This window comes from Paeniglutamicibacter sp. NPDC012692, from assembly GCF_042901625.1.
Lineage (GTDB): Bacteria > Actinomycetota > Actinomycetes > Actinomycetales > Micrococcaceae > Paeniglutamicibacter.
Genome location: NZ_JBIBDE010000001.1, coordinates 811523 through 828546, shown reverse-complemented (window position 1 = coordinate 828546; position 17024 = coordinate 811523). Strand labels below are relative to the sequence as shown.

At 67.7% G+C, this 17024-nt stretch carries 19 protein-coding genes; 8 read left to right on the top strand and 11 right to left on the bottom strand.

The window, feature by feature from the left end:
* Window positions 1-158 precede the first annotated feature (158 nt).
* On the bottom strand, window positions 159-302 hold the full coding sequence (locus ACFY5D_RS03810; RefSeq protein WP_387525248.1) for a hypothetical protein: 144 nt from the start codon (window positions 300-302) through the stop codon (window positions 159-161).
* Window positions 303-723: 421 nt separating this feature from the next.
* On the opposite strand from ACFY5D_RS03810, the gene ACFY5D_RS03805 reads away from it, so the two are divergent.
* Genes ACFY5D_RS03805 through ACFY5D_RS03785 form a run of 5 tightly spaced genes read left to right on the top strand, consistent with a single transcriptional unit; the run spans window position 724 to window position 6544 of the window.
* A complete protein-coding gene (locus ACFY5D_RS03805) occupies window positions 724-1503 on the top strand; it encodes a DeoR/GlpR family DNA-binding transcription regulator (protein ID WP_387525245.1) in 780 nt (259 codons plus the stop codon).
* Window positions 1500-2498 (top strand): 1-phosphofructokinase family hexose kinase, encoded by a 999-nt coding sequence (locus tag ACFY5D_RS03800; RefSeq protein ID WP_387525242.1) that lies wholly within the window; start codon window positions 1500-1502, stop codon window positions 2496-2498. Before ACFY5D_RS03805 ends, ACFY5D_RS03800 begins: the two co-directional genes overlap by 4 nt.
* Window positions 2495-4543: a fructose-specific PTS transporter subunit EIIC gene (locus tag ACFY5D_RS03795; RefSeq protein WP_387525240.1), complete on the top strand. Its 2049-nt coding sequence runs from the start codon at window positions 2495-2497 to the stop codon at window positions 4541-4543. Before ACFY5D_RS03800 ends, ACFY5D_RS03795 begins: the two co-directional genes overlap by 4 nt.
* Entirely contained in the window at window positions 4540-6228 is a 1689-nt protein-coding gene (locus ACFY5D_RS03790) for a phosphoenolpyruvate--protein phosphotransferase (RefSeq protein ID WP_387525238.1), read from the top strand. The genes ACFY5D_RS03795 and ACFY5D_RS03790 overlap by 4 nt, the downstream gene beginning before the upstream one ends.
* 37 nt (window positions 6229-6265) lie before the next feature.
* Entirely contained in the window at window positions 6266-6544 is a 279-nt protein-coding gene (locus tag ACFY5D_RS03785) for an HPr family phosphocarrier protein (protein ID WP_387525235.1), read from the top strand.
* Between the two features lie 79 nt (window positions 6545-6623).
* On the opposite strand, the gene ACFY5D_RS03780 is transcribed toward ACFY5D_RS03785, so the two are convergent.
* The 3 genes from ACFY5D_RS03780 to ACFY5D_RS03770 are packed head-to-tail and all read right to left on the bottom strand — an operon-like array spanning window position 6624 to window position 9295.
* Window positions 6624-7556, bottom strand: a complete 933-nt coding sequence (locus tag ACFY5D_RS03780) for a heme A synthase (RefSeq protein ID WP_387525232.1) — start codon at window positions 7554-7556, stop codon at window positions 6624-6626.
* A 19-nt stretch (window positions 7557-7575) separates the two neighbouring features.
* Window positions 7576-8349, bottom strand: coding sequence for an ABC transporter permease (locus ACFY5D_RS03775; RefSeq protein WP_387525230.1), 774 nt, complete (start codon window positions 8347-8349; stop codon window positions 7576-7578).
* Window positions 8339-9295, bottom strand: a complete 957-nt coding sequence (locus tag ACFY5D_RS03770) for an ABC transporter ATP-binding protein (RefSeq protein WP_387525227.1) — start codon at window positions 9293-9295, stop codon at window positions 8339-8341. Before ACFY5D_RS03770 ends, ACFY5D_RS03775 begins: the two co-directional genes overlap by 11 nt.
* 842 nt (window positions 9296-10137) lie before the next feature.
* On the opposite strand from ACFY5D_RS03770, the gene ACFY5D_RS03765 reads away from it, so the two are divergent.
* A complete protein-coding gene (locus ACFY5D_RS03765) occupies window positions 10138-10317 on the top strand; it encodes a hypothetical protein (RefSeq protein WP_387525224.1) in 180 nt (59 codons plus the stop codon).
* A complete protein-coding gene (locus tag ACFY5D_RS03760) occupies window positions 10314-10511 on the top strand; it encodes a hypothetical protein (protein ID WP_387525221.1) in 198 nt (65 codons plus the stop codon). Before ACFY5D_RS03765 ends, ACFY5D_RS03760 begins: the two co-directional genes overlap by 4 nt.
* 344 nt (window positions 10512-10855) lie before the next feature.
* Here the strand turns inward: ACFY5D_RS03760 and ACFY5D_RS03755 are convergent, their stop codons facing one another.
* On the bottom strand, window positions 10856-11257 hold the full coding sequence (locus ACFY5D_RS03755; protein WP_387525218.1) for a hypothetical protein: 402 nt from the start codon (window positions 11255-11257) through the stop codon (window positions 10856-10858).
* A 9-nt stretch (window positions 11258-11266) separates the two neighbouring features.
* Window positions 11267-11995, bottom strand: a complete 729-nt coding sequence (locus ACFY5D_RS03750) for a hypothetical protein (RefSeq protein ID WP_387525215.1) — start codon at window positions 11993-11995, stop codon at window positions 11267-11269.
* A gap of 66 nt (window positions 11996-12061) precedes the next feature.
* Between ACFY5D_RS03750 and ACFY5D_RS03745 the strand changes: the two genes are divergently transcribed.
* Window positions 12062-12268, top strand: a complete 207-nt coding sequence (locus ACFY5D_RS03745; RefSeq protein WP_387525212.1) for a hypothetical protein — start codon at window positions 12062-12064, stop codon at window positions 12266-12268.
* A gap of 241 nt (window positions 12269-12509) precedes the next feature.
* Here the strand turns inward: ACFY5D_RS03745 and ACFY5D_RS03740 are convergent, their stop codons facing one another.
* The 5 genes from ACFY5D_RS03740 to ACFY5D_RS03720 are packed head-to-tail and all read right to left on the bottom strand — an operon-like array spanning window position 12510 to window position 16826.
* Window positions 12510-12926 carry a hypothetical protein gene (locus tag ACFY5D_RS03740; RefSeq protein WP_387525209.1) on the bottom strand — a complete coding sequence of 139 codons (417 nt, stop codon included), beginning with the start codon at window positions 12924-12926 and terminating at the stop codon, window positions 12510-12512.
* 48 nt (window positions 12927-12974) lie between these two features.
* Window positions 12975-13520, bottom strand: a complete 546-nt coding sequence (locus ACFY5D_RS03735) for a hypothetical protein (protein WP_387525207.1) — start codon at window positions 13518-13520, stop codon at window positions 12975-12977.
* Window positions 13520-14512, bottom strand: a complete 993-nt coding sequence (locus ACFY5D_RS03730) for a hypothetical protein (protein ID WP_387525205.1) — start codon at window positions 14510-14512, stop codon at window positions 13520-13522. Before ACFY5D_RS03730 ends, ACFY5D_RS03735 begins: the two co-directional genes overlap by 1 nt.
* Complete coding sequence (locus tag ACFY5D_RS03725; protein ID WP_387525202.1) at window positions 14505-15674, bottom strand: hypothetical protein; 1170 nt, start codon at window positions 15672-15674, stop codon at window positions 14505-14507. Before ACFY5D_RS03725 ends, ACFY5D_RS03730 begins: the two co-directional genes overlap by 8 nt.
* Before the next feature lie 9 nt (window positions 15675-15683).
* Entirely contained in the window at window positions 15684-16826 is a 1143-nt protein-coding gene (locus tag ACFY5D_RS03720) for a hypothetical protein (protein WP_387525199.1), read from the bottom strand.
* Window positions 16827-17024: the final 198 nt, after the last annotated feature.

Genomic DNA, 17024 nt, shown 5'->3' with positions numbered 1-17024 from the left:
GTGGTTGCCTGGTGCGCCGCCAGTTCCCGCCCGACTCCGTGGGCAGGGCTTCCGATCCCGTAGTGGCTGACAAAGGGAAGCTGGACTCTACTGGCAGTGGAGGTTGGATCCGCCTCTTCGCTGCTGTGAATGGGAGGTGTTTCACGAAGACGGTCGTTTCACCGATGCGGGCTGTCCCGGTTGTTCCCCGCGATGCCTACTCCAACATGCTCGGAGGCATCGATGAGCGTTCGCACGTCTTCGTCATCGAGCTCGGTGAGCACGTCGGAGATGCGTCGGGCGTTATCTATCAGTGCCTTCATCACTCCACACCAAGGGCTGGCCCTTGCCGTCTTGCCGCGCTTGGCACGGCAGTGTGTCTTCCAACTTTTCCGCTGAGCGTTCCGCCCAAGGACGCGGCGGCGCAGTGCACGTGACTTTGGACGGTCAGTGCAGTCGACTTCGAAAATGACAGTTTTCAAGCAACGACGACCTCGGCCCGCTTTCTCGGGGGAACACTACGTTGACCTGCAACTCGATGGTCTGGGTTCAGGCGACACCTTCGCTGCCGTGTCCCGCAGTGGAAAGTCGGCGCCGCCGGTGGACGGAGGTGGGGTCCTCGATCGAATCTGTGTTTATTTGGTTTTGTGTTGTTTTGTGTTGACATTGCGTACGCATCGCGCCTAAAGTCATACGAACACAGATCGCCGTGACTCGCGTCACCTTATCCGGAGGCTCCACATAGTGTTTGCCGAAGAACGCCACCGCCTCGTCACCGAGCAGCTGTCCCTGTCGGGCAAGGTCGGAGTTGCCGACCTGTCTGAACGCTTCGGCATCACCCGCGAAACCGTGCGCCGCGACCTTGCCCAGCTGGAGCAGGTCGGGGTGTTGCGCCGGGTGCACGGCGGCGCGGTCGCAGCCGCGAAGACCAGCACCGCCGAACAGAGCCACACGGCCCGCACCACCCAGAACCTGGCTGCCAAGCGGCGGATCGCCGCGAAGGCGCTCGAGCTGCTCCCGCAGGGTGCCACCTCGATCCTGCTCGATGCCGGAACCACCACCGAGCTCTTGGCCGGGCTGCTGGCCGAGGAGCTCGCCGCGCCGCGTGCCGAGGAACTCCTGGTGATCACCCACGCGCTGCCCATTGCGCAGCGCGTCTCTCCCGCCCTGCCGCTGGAACTCATCGGAGGCCGCGTGCGCGGCCTCACCAGCGCGGCCACCGGCAGCCACACGCTCGCCCAACTGGACTCGCTGCGCCCGGACATCGCCTTCGTTGGAGCCAACGGCGTGGACGCCGGCTTCGGCCTGAGCACCCCCGATGCGCTCGAGGCCGCGGTGAAGACCGCGATCGTCGGCTGCGCGCGGCGCGTGGTGGTGCTGGCCGACTCCAGCAAGCTGGGGGAGACCGCGCTGGTCCGCTTCGCCGCGCTCTCCGACATCGACACCCTGGTCACGGACCGGGAACCGGACGCCGAGCTGGCCGCGGCCCTGGAGGCCGCCGACGTCGAGGTGGTGCTGGCATGATCGCCACGCTGACCATGAACCCCAGCATGGACCGCACCATCGAACTGGCCACGCCCCTGCAGCGCGGCGGGGTCCAGCGGGCCCTGTCGCTGACCTCGCAGGCCGCCGGCAAGGGCGTGAACGTGGCCCGCGCACTGGCCGCCGGTGGGCTGCGCACGCTGGCGGTGCTGCCCGGTGACCCGCACGACCCCGTGGTGCTCGGCCTCGCGGACATCGACCTGCCTCACGTGGCGCTGCCCATCGGCCAGCCGCTGCGCAGCAACCTGACGCTGGCCGAGGCCGACGGGACCACCACCAAGGTCAACGCCCCCGGCCCCCTGTTGGACGCCGGACACCAGCGCGCCCTGGTCGAAGCGGTGCTCGCCGCGGCCGACGGTGCCAGCTGGCTGGTGATGGCCGGCTCCCTGCCGCCGGGCGTCGCCCCGGAGTTCTACGCCGGACTCGTCGCCGAGGTCCGCGCCAAGCTCGGCGCACGGGCCCCGCGCATTGCCGTCGACACCTCCGGCGCCCCGCTCGCCGCGCTCTTCGCCGCAGGCCCGGACAGTGCCCCGGACCTCATCAAGCCCAACGCAGAGGAACTGGCCGAGCTCACCGGGGAAGGCACCGAGCCCGAGCTCGAGGCCGACCCCGAACACGCCGCCCGGGCCGCGCTGCGGCTCATCGAGGCCGGGGCCGGGGCCGTGCTGGCCACGCTCGGCTCCAAGGGCGCCGTGCTGGCCACCGGGGCCGGCAGCTGGCACGCAACCCACGACCCGGTCACCGCGCGCAGCACCGTCGGCGCCGGCGACTCGGCCCTGGCCGGGTACCTGCTCGCCGACGCGGCGGGCGGGGGACCGGCCGACTGCCTGCGCCAGGCCGTCGCCCACGGATCGGCCGCCGTCGCCCTGCCGGGATCGACCATTCCCGCCCCCGAACACACCAACCCGCGCGCCGTCACCGTCGCCGCGCTTCCCGCTCCACTCCCCACCCCACTTCCCACCGAAGGAAAGCCATGACGCGTCTCATCACCGAAGAGCTTGTCCTGCTTGACATGCACCTTGGCAGCACCAGCACCGAGGTCATCGCCCAGCTCTCCCGCACCGTGGCGGCCACCGGCCGCGCCACGGACACCGCGGCCCTGCAGCGGGACGCGGTGGCCCGCGAGCAGAAGACCGCCACCGGCGTGCCGGGCGGGATCGCCATCCCGCACTGCCGCTCGGCGGCGGTCACCGAACCGACGCTCGCCATGGCGCGGTTGGCCCCGGCCGTCGACTTCGGCGCCAAGGACGGCCCCGCCGACCTGATCTTCTTCATCGCCGCCCCCGAGGGCGCCGACAAGGAGCACCTGAAGCTGCTCTCGAAGCTGGCCCGCTCGCTGGTGAAGAAGGACTTCACCGCAGCCCTGCGCGCCGCCGGAAGCCCGGCCGAGATCGTGGCACTGGTCGAGACAGCCGTCAGCCCGGCCCCCGCCGCCGACGTTGCGGCAGCCGCCCCGGCTCCGGCGCCGTCCGCGCGGCGCCGCCTGGTTGCCGTCACGGCATGCCCCACCGGCATCGCCCACACCTACATGGCAGCCGATTCGCTGGTGGCCGCGGCGGCGGAGGCCGGGATCGACCTGCAGGTCGAAACCCAGGGATCATCCGGCGCCACCCCGCTGGACCCGGCGGTGATCGCCGCGGCCGAGGCCGTGATCTTCGCCGTGGACGTCGACGTGCGCGGCAAGGAACGCTTCGCCGGCAAGCCAGTCATCCAGTCGCCGGTCAAGCGCGGCATCGACGAGCCCGCCGTCATGGTGGCCGAGGCGCTGGCCGCCGCGACGAACCCGAACGCCCGCCGCGTCGCCTCCGGCACCGGGTCTGCGGACACCTCCGGCGGTTCTCCGGCCGGGCGCGAGAGCGCCGGCGCCGCCCTGAAGCGCGCCCTGCTCACCGGCGTCAGCTACATGATTCCCTTCGTCGCCGGCGGCGGCCTGCTCATCGCGCTGGGCTTCCTGCTCGGCGGCTACCAAGTCACCACCGTCGCGGACAAGGTCCTGGCCGCCAACACCCTGTTCAACCTGCCGGGTGCCGACGTCGTGGCCCAGATCGGCGCGCAGTTCGGCCCGATGGGTGTGTACCTTGGCGCCGTCGCCTTCAAGATCGGCGCCCTGTCGATGGGCTTCCTGGTTCCCGTGTTGGCCGGCTACATCGCCTACGCCTTCGCCGACCGTCCCGGCCTGGCCCCGGGCTTCACCGCCGGCGCCGTGGCGGGGTTCATGGGCGCGGGCTTCCTCGGCGGCATCGCCGGCGGCCTGATCGCCGGCCTCGCGGCCCGCTGGATCGGTTCCTGGAAGACCCCGCGATGGCTGCGCGGACTCATGCCCGTGGTCATCATCCCGCTGCTCGGCTCGATCATCGCCTCCGGACTGATGTTCCTGGTCCTCGGGGGCCCGATCGCCGCGCTGACCGCGGGCCTGAACGGCTGGCTCTCCGGGATGTCCGGCGTCGCCGCGGCCCTGCTCGGCCTGATCCTGGGCCTGATGATGGCCTTCGACCTCGGCGGACCCGTCAACAAGGTCGCCTACTCCTTCGCCGTCGCCGGACTCGGCGCGGGCGCCGTGGCCAACCAGGCACCGTGGCAGATCATGGCGGCGGTCATGGCCGCCGGCATGGTCCCGCCGCTCGCGATGGCCCTGGCCACCGTGCTGGACCGCAGGCTCTTCTCCACGGCCGAGCGCGAAAACGGCAAGGCCGCCTGGCTGCTTGGCGCCGCCTTCATCTCCGAGGGCGCGATCCCGTTCGCCGCGGCCGACCCGCTGCGCGTCATCCCCGCCAGCATGCTGGGCGCCGGGGTCACGGGCACCATGATCATGGCCACGGGCGTCACCTCGCAGGCCCCGCACGGCGGAATCTTCGTCTTCTTCGCCATCGGCAACCTGCCGATGTTCGCGCTCTCCATCGTCGTCGGCACCGTCATCAGCGCCCTGGCCGTGGTGGCGCTGAAGCGATACGCCCGCAAGACCCCCTCCGCGGCGGCGGCAACCGTTGAACATTCCGCAGCCACCGAGCAGGTGGCGGCATGAGCGAGCGATTCACCGGGGTCGGCGTCAGCGCCGGCCGGGTCATTGGCCCGGTCCGCCGGATGCCCGAGCCCATCGCCGCACCCGCCGACGGCGCCCCGCTGCCGGCCGGAGTGAGCGCCGAGGAGGAGTCGGCACGGCTGGCCGAAGCCACGCAGGCCGTCGCCGCGGGACTCAAGGAACGCGCAGCGGCCGCCACGGGCGACGCCGCCGCCGTGCTCAAGGCCACCGCGCTCATGGCCGCGGACCGGACGCTGCTGAAGTCGGCAACCAAGCTCGTTGCCACCGGCACCTGTGCGGAATCGGCGATCTGGGAGGCGGCCGACGCGGTCGCCACCCAGCTGGCGGCGCTCGGCGGCTACATGGCCGAGCGCGCCACCGACGTGCTGGACGTCCGCGCCCGGATCGTCGCGCAACTGCGCGGCGTCCCGGCGCCCGGCATCCCCGACGCCGGGGAACCGTTCGTGCTCTGCGCCGTGGACCTGGCGCCGGCCGACACCGCCACGCTGGACCCGGCGCGCGTGCTGGCCCTGGTGACCAGCGACGGCGGGCCGCAGTCGCACACCGCGATCATCGCCCGTTCGCTCGGCCTGCCGGCGATCGTCGCGGCCCGGGGGACCGTGGCCCTGGCCGACGGCGACCTGGTCTTCGTGGACGGCATCGACGGCACCGTGGTGCGCGGGCCCGGCATCGCGGAAGTCGACCTGGCAGAGGCCTACGCCTCACGGGTCCCGCTGCCGGAGTTCGACGGCGACGGCCGGCTTGCCGACGGCCACGGCGTCCCGCTGCTGGCCAACGTGGGCAGCGGCGCCGACGCCGTGGCGGCGGCCGCCGCCGGGGCCCAGGGCGTGGGCCTGCTGCGCACCGAGTTCTGCTTCCTGGGCCGGGACACCGAGCCCACCCGCGGGGAGCAGGTGGAGGCCTACCGGGCGGTGTTCGACGCGTTCGGCGGCGCCAAGGTCGTCGTGCGGACCCTCGATGCCGGGGCCGACAAGCCGCTGCCTTTCCTGACCGACGACTCGGAGCCTAATCCCGCCCTCGGGGTGCGCGGCTACCGCACCGACGCGGCCGTCCCGGGCGTCCTGGCCCGCCAGCTCGCCGCCATCGCGGAGGCCGCAGACGGCTCCGCCGCCGAGGTCTGGACCATGGCGCCGATGATCTCCACACCCGCCGAGGCCGCGGCGTTCGCGGCGATGTGCGTGCAGGCCGGGCTGAAGACCCCCGGCGTGATGGTGGAGGTCCCCTCCGCCGCGTTGATGGCCAGGCAGCTGACCTCCGAGGTCGACTTCGCGTCGATTGGTACCAACGACCTGACCCAGTACACCATGGCCGCCGACCGCCAACTCGGGGCGCTGGCCGAACTCAACGACCCCTGGCAGCCGGCCGTGCTGCACCTGATCAGGGCAACCTGCGACGGGGGAGCGGCCGCGCAGGGCGGTCCCAGGCCGGTCGGGGTCTGCGGCGAGGCCGCGGCCGACCCCGCACTGGCCGTCGTGCTGGTCGGGCTCGGTGTGGCGACGCTGTCGATGAACCGGCGCGCGCTGTCGGCCGTCGCCGCCATCCTCAAGACCGTGGACCTGGCCGGGGCCCGGCGCATCGCGGAGCTGGCGCTCGAAGCCGGTTCCGCTGAGGAAGCCCGGAGCGCCGTCCGCGCCGAACTGCCCGAACTCGACGTCTTCGGACTCTGACACCCAAACGGAACAACCCCAACCAAGGAGCAACATCATGGCAGAACGTACAGCCACCATCGCCAGCCGCGTCGGACTCCACGCCCGTCCGGCGGCCATCTTCGCCGAGGCCGCAGCAGACCAGCCCCTCGAGGTCACCATCGCCCTGGAAGGCGAGCCGGTCGAGGACGCGCTCGACGCCTCGAGCATCCTGTCGCTGATGGGCCTGGGTGCCGAGTACGGCACCAAGGTCGTGCTCCGTGCCGACGGCGAGGGCGCCGAAGCGGTCCTCGAGACCCTGGCCCGCGTGCTCGAAACCGACCACGACGCCGCCTGACCAGGCGCCACGCCATCACCGGAAAAACGCAGAGGAGCCCGGGACCGCAATGGTCCCGGGCTCCTCTGTCGGGGTCTTCCTAGAAGGGGAACTTCTGGGTGGTGCGGTCCCACACGTTGATGGCCGCCGCTGCCAGCAGCGAGGCGCCAAGCATGTGGAAGATCACCAGCAGGATCGGCAGGCCGTTGAAGTACTGCGTGTAGCCGATGACGCCCTGCAAAACGACGACCGCGGTCATCAGGATGAGCGGGGTGCGCAGCTGCTTGTCCTCGCTGTTGCGCATCGCCAGGAACAGGGCGATCAGCGTTGCCGCAACCAGCAGGTACACCGGGACCACGTGCAGGCGGGTGACGAAGTACGGGTCGAAGAGGTGGCGCGGGGCATTCGCGTCGCCTGCGTGGGGGCCCGTGCCGGTGACGACCGTGCCCAGCACGATCGCCAGCGCGGACGTCGCCAGGATCGTCCAGGCCAGGAACTGCTGGGTGGTGCCCGCCGGCTTGCCCAGCGAGGCTTCCCCGCGGCGCAGCGCGCCCGTCCGGTTGACCAGCAGGGTCGCGGCCATGACCATGGTGGCCGACACGATGAAGTGCAGCGAAACAACCCACGGGTTCAGCTTGGTCAGCACCGTGATGCCGCCGATGACTGCCTGGGCGGGGATGCCGGCCAGCAGGGCGATCGACAGTCCGTAGATGGTCTTGTTCGTCGAACGCATGCGCCAAATCGAAACGATCATGGCCACGGCAATGACCACCAGCACGAAGGTCAGCATGCGGTTGCCGAACTCGATCAGGCCGTGGATGCCCTGTTCCGGCACCGGGGTCATGGAGCCCGGCACGCAGTTGGGCCACTGCGAGCAGCCCAGGCCGGACTTGGTCAGGCGCACGGCGCCTCCGGTGACGATGATGCCGATCTGGGACGCCAGCGAGGCGATGGCCAGGCGGTGGACGGTCTTGTTGACCGCGGACGGCAACCAGTTCGTCCGGTGGTTGGTCGTGGGGGAGTCGGTACTCATGATCTTGTGCTCCAGATTTCTAGTTCCACTTGAACCAGCGCGTTGCGGCGAAACCGGCGATGAGTGTCCATGCCAGCAGGATGAGAATGCCGGGGCCCGACGCGGTCCCGGAGATGAGGGCTGCACGCAGCGAATCACCCAGCGCGGCCGAGGGCAGCACGTTGATGATCGGGTGCAGGAAGGCGGGAACGCTGGTGGAGGGGAAAAGGATTCCGCCGACCCCGGCCAGCAGGACCCAGGCAAGGTTGGTGATGGCAAGCGTGGCCTCGGGGCGCACGGTGCCGGCGATCATCAGGCCCAGGGCCGTGAAGGCCGCGGCGCCGAGAACCAGCAGCAGGATGGCCCACGGGATTCCGCCCGGGGCGGGCTCCCAGCCCATCAGGAAGCCGGTGCCGCCGATGACGACGACCTGCATGGCCAGCACGGCCAGCACGGCCATGACCTTGCCGTAGATCAGGCCGGCGCGGCCCAGCGGCGTGGTTGAGAGGAAGCGCATGACGCCGTAGCGTCGGTCGAACCCGGTGGCGATGCCCTGGCCGGTGAACGCGGTCGAAACCACGCACAGCGCCAGGACGCCGGGGACGGCGGCATCGATCGGGCGGGCCGCGATGTTCTTCAGCAGGTCGGTGAAGACGAGCCCGAACATGGCCATCAGCGGCAGCACGATCGCGATGACCAGCTGCTCGCCGTTGCGGATCATGGCCAGGGTCTCGTAGCGGCCCTGCAACAGGATGCGCTTGAGCGTTCCCACGGCATTCGAGGTGCCCGGTGCTGCTTGAGTACTAGTTGACATCGTTTCCCTTGTCGGCAATTTCCAAGAACACGTCTTCGAGCGTCCGCGGCTGCATCAGGAGCGAATCTGGCAGGATGCTTTCCTGCGCCCACCAGTTGGTGAGGCTTGCCAAATCGTGGGCATCACGCACGCCCTCGAGCCGGTACTGCCCGGGGGCCGGTTCCAGCAGCAGCAGGTGCGCGGGCATCTGGGGCAGGGCCAGGGCGGGTGCGGCGGTGAAGGTCACGGCCTGGGCCGTTGCCTCGTGGCTGGCGCGTGCCGTCAGTTCCGCGACGGTGCCCTCGGCGACGTTGATTCCGCGGTCGATGATGTAGACGTAGTCGGAGAGGCGCTGGGCGTCCTCCATGAGGTGGGTCGTCAGCACTATGCACAGCCCGGCGTTGCGAAGCTCGGTGATCAGGTCGAAGACGACCTGGCGCGACTGCGGATCCAGCCCGGCGCTCGGCTCGTCGAGGAAGACGACCTCCGGGTTTCCGGCCAGCGCCGCGGCCAGCGCCACGCGCTGCTTCTGTCCGCCGGAGAGCCTGCGGATTGAGGTATTGGCGAATTCGTTGATGCCCAGGCGCTCGATCAGCGCGTTGATGTCTGCCGGCCGCTGGTAAAGCGAGGCGACGTGGCGCAGCAGCGGGATCGGTCGCAGCGAGGGCGGGAGGCCGCCGTCCTGCAGCATGACCCCGACGCGGGAGCGCAGCGCGGGGCTGGCCCCGTAGGGATCCTCGCCTAGCAGCGATACTTTGCCCCCGTCGGGACGCAACAGACCCTGCGCGCACGCAAGGGTGGTTGATTTTCCGGCGCCGTTGGAACCCAGCAGGGTGGTTACGCTGCCGGCATTCGCCTTGAGGCTGATGCCGTTCAGTACGCGCACCATGCGGCCGTCAAGGGCTGGAACGGGGCCGAAATCTTTGAGCAAGTCCTCGATGACGAGGCTTGGGGGCACATTGGACACCCCGACATTCTATGCCACGTAGAAGGGAAGTCGGGTCATGATGCCCTTTGTTCCCAGTGTTTGCAAGGGTTGTGGGGATTTGACCACTTTTCTACTTGTAGTCGAAAAGAGCCGCAAATAGGCTCCTGCCGGGGGCCAACCGCCACGAAACCGCCACAGATTCTCTGCTCCATGTTCTAGCCGTGTTCGAACCTGTCATAGGGTGCACGTAAGTTCGTTCGAATGGAAAGTGTTGAGATTCGGTGGACGGCGTCGGGCAAGCCTATGCAGGTGCGCCGGCAGGGTCGCGTATGGACTGTGGTCGTGGAGCCGACCTGCTGGTTTGAGCGGGTTGCTTGGTGGCGAACGGAAGTGCGTGCAGAGAGGGGCGCGGCCGCGGGGCAGCCGTTCAGGATTGACGTGCAGGTGTGGCAGGTTCAGGTGACACTTGGTTCGCGGGCCTCGGAGCCAGTGACGTGGCAGTTGTTTGAGTGTCCGCAGACTGGTGGTTGGGAAGTGCGAGAACCTGGATGGCGGGTGCGATAGCGGGAATCAACCCGCACCCTTATTCACCTTGAACTCGGGGAATCCCTGCGACACTCCGGCGGCCGGGTGATTAGAGGTTCTTCCGCTCCTCACTTGCGTCCATTCGTCTAGTCAACTAGACTAGAGTTATCAACGAAGGGAGGAATCAATCGAACTAGCAACACTGATCCTGACAGCGATAGCAACGCTCACCGGAATCATCCAAGTCATACAGAACTGGCGAGGAAGCGGTAAGCGAAAGAAATAGGAAAGGGGAACCGAGCTAAAGAAAGTAGCTCGGTTCCCCGGGATCAACACTAGCAAGATTGGGAAACACAATGAAACAAGCACTCAAGCACCGGCTCACCATCAGCATGGCAACCGTCGCGCTGGTCATCCTCGCGGGAACGTTCGTGGCAGGCGATACCTACCCCGTGGCCTTCGCGGTCATCTGGGTTGTCTACGCCGTGACCCTCGCGTTCGCCGTCGTCTCCATCCGACGGGACTTGAAGCGATGAGCGACGCGCTGGCCGCATTGGTCGCGGCGGCGGATCGCAAGGCCAAGATCGACCGCGAGCTGGAGGTCGCCATGGCCGAACTGAACGCAGCCATCAAGGCGGCCATCGCGGATCCGGCCGTGCCAACCGCGAAGATCCGCGAGGTCACCGGACTTAGCAACGCCAGGATCTACCAGATCAACGCCCGCGACTAGCCGCCGTTTCCTCCAGAAACGCAAAAATAGCCCCAGCCTTTCCTTGCGGATCGGCTGGGGCTATTTCGTCTGTAGATGCCATGACGGGCATGAGCGTCTACGAATGGTTGCGCAGGTTCTTGGGGGGTACCTGCGAAACGTTGCGCAGGTACTGGGGGGGTACTTGCGCAGCGACCACCATATCAGCGTTCTCAGGTGCCAACGAATGTTACTTCTGCGAGAACAAAGCCCCACCCGATCCGCGAGGAAAGGGTGGGGCTATTTTCGGATCGTCCGCACAAGACATAAGGAGCGCGGAGACTATTCAGTTGTGCGGAAAACCTATCCCAAGGAGGTGCGGCTGTCTACGGTGTGTAGCGTTCGGGATCGGCCTGTGTGGGGCCGTGTGCCTCGCCGATCGGGTAGGCGTCGTGGTCACCACTGTGTACATCGGTGTCATCTGTGTCAGCCTGTGTAATTGCCTCGTGGCGGCCGTCGCTACTCATGAGACCGGCAATATTCTTGATGATCGTCGCGTAGACGAGCTGCTGCAGGCCGTAGACGATCAGGAACGCGGCGAGGAAGCTGAGACCGGCCAGCGCCTCGGTTGCCACCAGGTATGCGACGGCAATGACCAGTGACGCCGCGACTGGCAGGCCTACTTTGAGCAGCTTGGACCACTCGGGCTGCTTGCGCCATTGAACGACCACAGGTAGTGCGATGGTGAATGCCGCGGTGATCGCGGTGATGAGGGTATCGGTATCCATGATGCCTTCCTAGGCTCGCTTGTTTACTTCGGCGCGGACATGGGCGTAGGTCGCATTGCTGACGCCGAGGGACTTCTGTCGGGCCGGGTGCCCGTTGCCGTGCTTGCCCTGGATTACTTCCGTGGCCATCTGGCTGATGCTCTTGCCCGCGGCCGGGGTCTTGGCCCCGGCGCGGCGGTTCACCTCGGCACGCACCTTCTCATATACCGCGGCGCTGACTCCGAGGGAGCGGCGGCGGGCGTCGTGGCCGGTGCCATGCCGACCTGCAATTACTTCCGCGGCCATGGTCGCCACGGACTTGCCCGCGGGCTTCGATGTGGGCGGCTTTGGCTTGATGGTCCCGGCAGGCTTCACGGTTCCGCCAAGAGCCCATGCCCCGCCTGCTGCTGCGACGCTGGTGTGGCGGATGCTCACGTGAATGTGGGCAGTGTGCGCGTTCGTTCCGGTGTACGGCTGCCATCCTGCCGCGTGGGTCCAGATGCGTCGGTTCCAGATGACGTAGGCGACCCGAGGTTCACCGATGGCGGCGGCCAGCAGCTCGTCGACGTTGATGCCGTCCTTGTCGATGTCGAGGGCACGGACAATGCCTCCGTCCGCATAGTCGGGGTTGTGGTCGGACGGGCGTGCCTGGTGGGACGGATCGCCGATCCATCCGTCCGAGCCCTTGTCACGTTCCGGCCATCGGGCGTTGACCTGGTCGCGTAGCTTCACGAGGGATGGGGCGAGGTGGTATTCCATGGGTGCCTCCTGGGCAACAGAAAAGCCGCCCTAGGTGGGGCGGCTTGAGCGAGTTAGATTGGATTGATGGAGTACTTATTTACTTTTCAGGGCGGTCCGCGTGCCGACGAAAAGAAGCTGCTCGATGTAAGCACCTTCCCGATGAACTTGCCCGGTGGCCGGTACGTCTGGAACGGGTTGTCTCACGCGACTGGAATGTACGACCCGAATAAGATGTTCCCCGAGCCGCATCATGCGACAGCTATATGGAAGCCGGACGACCAAAGCAATTAGCGGTTGCGGTGCTGTTCCCGGAAGATCGTCCAGCCGATCCACCTTGGCTTCGTTCCTGGGGGTCCGCATGAAAAGAATTAGGGCATGGTTTAGGGCTTGGGTCGAACGCCATTGGTGCGCCGAGGACCCGCACCCAACGCTGTCTCGACTCGATCGAGAGGATGGCCTGTAGATCATTGCCGCGAACCCTTCCGCCAACACCTCCAAGCCCCGGAGTGCGGGGCTTGGGGTGTGGGGTTGTTCAGTTTTCGGCGGCTAGTCGTCTGACGAGGGCCATGTTCTCGGCTGTCTGCTCAAGATGCTCCGAGAGCTCGCGGCGAAGCTCCTGCGTCTCGCGGCGTCCGGCCCGGTCTTCCGCATGCAGCAGGCCGATGTCCTTGCGCGTCGCGTAGTGGTCCTCGCGCAGACCACGCACGTCCCGGGCGAGCTCACCAAGCAGATTCGTCAAGGCCTCGTGGCGCTCGTCCTGCTCTTCGCGAAGGTTCGTATCGTGGGAATTCTTGACCTGCACACGGGCCTCCCTCGCGTCCTTGGCGGCCGCTTGCGTACCCTTGTTGATCTCGGCAAGCTTGCCCTTGAAAGCGAAGTAGGCAGGGATTCCAGCGACCAGGACAACTCCGGCAGTGATGATGATCTGAATCCAGATAGTCTCGGTCATCCGGTGGATCCACCGATCCATTCGGGGATTGGGGGCATGTGCGGGTTCCTATCCGACGCTGTAGAGGATGCGGCCCTGCACGGCGGTGCGGGTGGCCCCGGACTGGTTGATGCAGCCGATGTTGCCGGACGTGTTGTCGACGTAGATTTGCCCGGGCATGTTGCCGCTACTGAGCAGCGCCTCGCCGCGGGGGTTGCCTCCGGATGCGCGGCGATTGGCGGGGATGGCGGCCACGGCCAGGTCGGTGACGCCCACGGGCAGGCTGGCGGTCACCACGACAATGACTTCCACCATTCCGGTCGCCGGGAAGTACCGGTAGGAGATGCCGCCGCCGACGCTGGTCCATGCCGGTCGCCCCTCCTGCCACGCGCCGCCGACGCGCCGGTCCAAGACGCCGTCCTGGTCCAGCCTCACGACGACCGTGCCGTTGGGGATGGCACCGCCGCCGGGCCCGGTCAGGGCATCCCGCTCGGCCTTCGAGCTCACCGCGATGACGGCATTGACGGACTCGCCCATCTTCTTGAGGTCTGGAACGAGGTCCCACATGTCCGTCTGGGCGGGCACCCGGATCTTGTTGAAGATATTCTCTGGCATTATGCCTCCCAGTAGATTCGTATGCGGCCGGAGCCGGAGTTGTCCTTGATTCCGTCGAAGCCCGCGTAGTCGCCGCCGGCCAAACCGATTCCGTGCCCATTGATCAGCGGCGTTCCCCAGCTGGTGGGCAGGTCGACCCAGCGTCCGGATGAGTTGGCGGGCAGGGTGATGGTGATGCTGTCCACGCGGTTCACGTCGCCGCCGGGGCGCTTCTTCGAGGTGTGCCGGTGGACTTGGAAAGTCGCCGACCCGTTGTGGTTCCCGACCTTGCGCCGGGCAGGGATCCACAGCTGAACCTTCGTCGGGGTCTTCCCGTCGAGCTTGGAGAGCTTGTCGTGGTAGAACCAGGCGCCTCGCTGGTTGCCGGGCGAACCCCATCCGGATCCGGTCATCACGTCGGTCCCGTAGCGGTCATTCCACACGCCCACGCCGGTGGAGAAGGTGCCGGAATTCGATGCGGTAAAGGTGTCCGACCCTGTCACCGGCTTCGGCGGCGGGGGTGCTGGCTTCGGCGGCTTCGGCTTCGGCGGCGGCGGGGTCGGCGGGGCGACCGCGCCGATCTTCGCCAACACCGTGCCCACGACGCCGCCGTTGGGGGCGGTCTGCCACAGCAGGCGCACCCGGTCATTGACGACAGGCGTGTAGTTGGAGGTCGTGGTGGCCGTCATGTCACCCGCCGTGGTCGAGACCACGGCGGTGAGCGACCCGGCCGCCCACGTCTTGATCGTCCCCTCGATCGGCAGCGGAACCACTGGCTCGTAGTCGCGGGCCACGCCCAGCACAAAGGGGGCACTGGAGGTGGAGTCCGTGTAGTCCACAATGACCATGGCCAGCGGGTCGCCGTCCTCGGCAATTACGTGCTCCAGCCAGATTGCCGAGAGCACGTTGCCGCCGATGGAAACCTTCTTGCCGGCCTCGCAAAAGCCCGTCTCCAGGCGCGTCGTGCGGACGGGCTTTTTGAAGGCCTGCGCGAGGATGAGCGCGCTATTCACGGGCGCTCCTGACCATGCGTGCGATCCGTTCCACTTCGGCGGTGTCGCATTCGACCGTGAGGCTCATGGCGTCGAAGCTCGTGCCGCTGCCGGACAGGCTCATGCCGCGGATGCATCCGACGAGCCCGCTGGTCAGGTCGTCGGCGACCGGCTGCACGATCTGCACCCAGTCGCCGATCATCATGCCCGGGTGCGGCAGGCACGACACCGCCAGGCGCGTGGTTGCTTCGGCGCCGGACTTCGTGATCGCGGCCCGGGCATCCTTGAGCACGCCGTCGCGGTCGATTTCCATGGACTGCACGAATTTCGTCTTGCGGCCCATCGGTCCGTTGGGTGCGAGGATTCCCTCGGCGTCCGCGTACTCGCGGATCTCGTGCCCGGCGTTGGTGCCGGTCGCCACGACGGAATTGAAGATCGTGCTGGCGTCTTGCCTGCGGGCGACGTTGATGAGGATTTCCCCGGCGCCGGGCAGGATGGCCCAGTGCGGGGCGGCCGGTCGGGCGGTGGCGTAGATTTCCAGCACCCCATCCCCGGTCATCCGGAACGCGGCCCCGGCCAGCTTCGCCAGATCCTCAATGGTCGCCATCCGGTCCTCGCGGTAGGTCATGTCCAGCGGGATCGCCCGATCGGTGACGCCGGTGAAGACGACGCCGACGATGCCGGCGCATAGGCGCTTGATCTCCGAGACGACCGTGCCGGACGTGTTCGGGGCTTCCGGGGAGCGGAAGGCGTCGTTGATGATCAGCTGCGTGAGCTCATTCGCGGTGACCGGCACCGTCGCGCCGCCCGGGATGAATGAGACCCCGTCGCGGTCGATGCGCCACTGCTCATTAGGGTTCGAGCCCTGGTTCCGGTACGTGCCCAGCTCCACCAGGTCGGCGCCGTGTTCGAAGCGGGCTGTGATTTCCGAGCCGCCCACCGACAAGGCCTCGTCAAACCCCCACGGGGCCAGGTCTCCGGTGCCGTCGGCCACCGTGATCGACAGGGTGCCCTGCATGAGGGTCCCGGTGTCGCCGGTCCAGTCAATTGACCACGAGGTCACCGGCAGTGGCACACCATCGTTCATGGCCTCCCCGCCGTACCAGGCGAAGAAGGCCATGCGGGCATCGGGCATTGACCCGCCGATGGCATCGAGCAGGGTCTCTGGTATGTCGCGTGGCACTGGTGCCTCCTAAATGCTGGTGGGGTCCTTGTGGACATCGAGGTACTGCTTGCCGGCGTGCAGGGCCGCGACATCCCCGTAGGTGTAGCCGGAGAGGACCGCGTGCACGTCGGCGTAGGTGGCCAGCCCGGAGCGGAAGGCCGAGAGTACCGCCTGCACGAGATTCCCCGCCAGGGAGAAGCGGCCCAGTGGCCCGCCCCAGTGCGTGGTCATCGGCAGGTCCGTGAAGGCCGCGTGCAGGTAGCAGACCGGCGGAAGCGGGTGCATGCCCGGGATGGGGCGGAAGACCAGGATCGGGGTGTCTTTCACCAGCTCCCGCACTGCCGCGTCCAGGTCCCGGTCGTAGGACGAGGTGGTGAGCGTGATTCCCTCCGCGGCGCCGCGATCGGATCCGACGACGACGCCGTAGCGGCCGCCCATGACCTTGTGCTCGGTCCCGGTCACCGCATAGGAGACGCTTTGCAGGGATTCGCTGGTGAGCTTCAAGACCCCGTCGCCACCGGAGCTTCCGTGCACCGGCACCGCCTGGTCGGGGTGGATCGGGTCTTGCAGCCACGCGGTGTCGGATTCCACGGTGAGCGTGGCCTGCCCGACGGCCTGCGTGCCGACGTAGACGGTGTAGGTGGTGGGGACGCCGAGGGCGGGGAATAAGTCGGGGACGACCATGGCCACGGATCCGCGCTTGCGCCGCGCCCCCGGGACGATGGTGGTGTCACCGCCCGCGGTGCGTCCCACCCGGATGACCTGCTCACCGGGGATGGAGTTGATTGTCAGGTTCACCCGCGGTGGTTTGCCTGCCTCGGTGACGGCTTCGGCCTGCGTGTAGTAGGGGGCGTATTCGGCGATGGACGTGGACGCGTGCGGGGCGCCCGTCCACGAATACGCGTACGTGGCATCCGCCGGGGTGTCACCGTCGAAGTACGTTCCGGGGGTTGCTGATGGCTCGAGGAGAATTGCGTCGAGGTCGATCCAGTCGCCCGGGGAGTTTACTGTTCCGTTGGTTAGCAACGCCCACGCCTCGAACGTGTCATAGGCCCCGGTCGCCACGATTCCGGCGGCTTCGAAGTCCTCCCACTGGTTCGCCTTCGTCGTCTTGACCGCCGTCGTTTTGGTTCCGACAACTGTCGATCCGAGCTTGAACCGGAAGATCACGCTTACAGGTTTAGCACTCGACGTGCGCACCGAGGCACGAGCCGAAATCACGTTGCCCGCGACCCCAGCCATGGAGGGCCGATAGGTGATCCCGGCTGATCCGCCCGAGGATCCGACGGTCCACGTTTGGCGAACGGTTGAGGTGCCGACTCGCGGGGAGTCGGTCACCCTTGAGAGGGACGCCGCGCCACTGGTCCC

What these genes read in the sequence shown, in the direction of transcription:
- ACFY5D_RS03810 (WP_387525248.1), bottom strand. Translation starts at nt 302, where the DNA reads ATGAAGGCACTGATAGATAACGCCCGACGCATCTCCGACGTGCTCACC.
- ACFY5D_RS03800 (WP_387525242.1), top strand. Translation starts at nt 1,500, where the DNA reads ATGATCGCCACGCTGACCATGAACCCCAGCATGGACCGCACCATCGAA.
- ACFY5D_RS03795 (WP_387525240.1), top strand. Translation starts at nt 2,495, where the DNA reads ATGACGCGTCTCATCACCGAAGAGCTTGTCCTGCTTGACATGCACCTT.
- ACFY5D_RS03790 (WP_387525238.1), top strand. Translation starts at nt 4,540, where the DNA reads ATGAGCGAGCGATTCACCGGGGTCGGCGTCAGCGCCGGCCGGGTCATT.
- ACFY5D_RS03785 (WP_387525235.1), top strand. Translation starts at nt 6,266, where the DNA reads ATGGCAGAACGTACAGCCACCATCGCCAGCCGCGTCGGACTCCACGCC.
- ACFY5D_RS03780 (WP_387525232.1), bottom strand. Translation starts at nt 7,556, where the DNA reads ATGAGTACCGACTCCCCCACGACCAACCACCGGACGAACTGGTTGCCG.
- ACFY5D_RS03775 (WP_387525230.1), bottom strand. Translation starts at nt 8,349, where the DNA reads ATGTCAACTAGTACTCAAGCAGCACCGGGCACCTCGAATGCCGTGGGA.
- ACFY5D_RS03765 (WP_387525224.1), top strand. Translation starts at nt 10,138, where the DNA reads ATGAAACAAGCACTCAAGCACCGGCTCACCATCAGCATGGCAACCGTC.
- ACFY5D_RS03760 (WP_387525221.1), top strand. Translation starts at nt 10,314, where the DNA reads ATGAGCGACGCGCTGGCCGCATTGGTCGCGGCGGCGGATCGCAAGGCC.
- ACFY5D_RS03755 (WP_387525218.1), bottom strand. Translation starts at nt 11,257, where the DNA reads ATGGATACCGATACCCTCATCACCGCGATCACCGCGGCATTCACCATC.
- ACFY5D_RS03750 (WP_387525215.1), bottom strand. Translation starts at nt 11,995, where the DNA reads ATGGAATACCACCTCGCCCCATCCCTCGTGAAGCTACGCGACCAGGTC.
- ACFY5D_RS03745 (WP_387525212.1), top strand. Translation starts at nt 12,062, where the DNA reads ATGGAGTACTTATTTACTTTTCAGGGCGGTCCGCGTGCCGACGAAAAG.
- ACFY5D_RS03740 (WP_387525209.1), bottom strand. Translation starts at nt 12,926, where the DNA reads ATGACCGAGACTATCTGGATTCAGATCATCATCACTGCCGGAGTTGTC.
- ACFY5D_RS03735 (WP_387525207.1), bottom strand. Translation starts at nt 13,520, where the DNA reads ATGCCAGAGAATATCTTCAACAAGATCCGGGTGCCCGCCCAGACGGAC.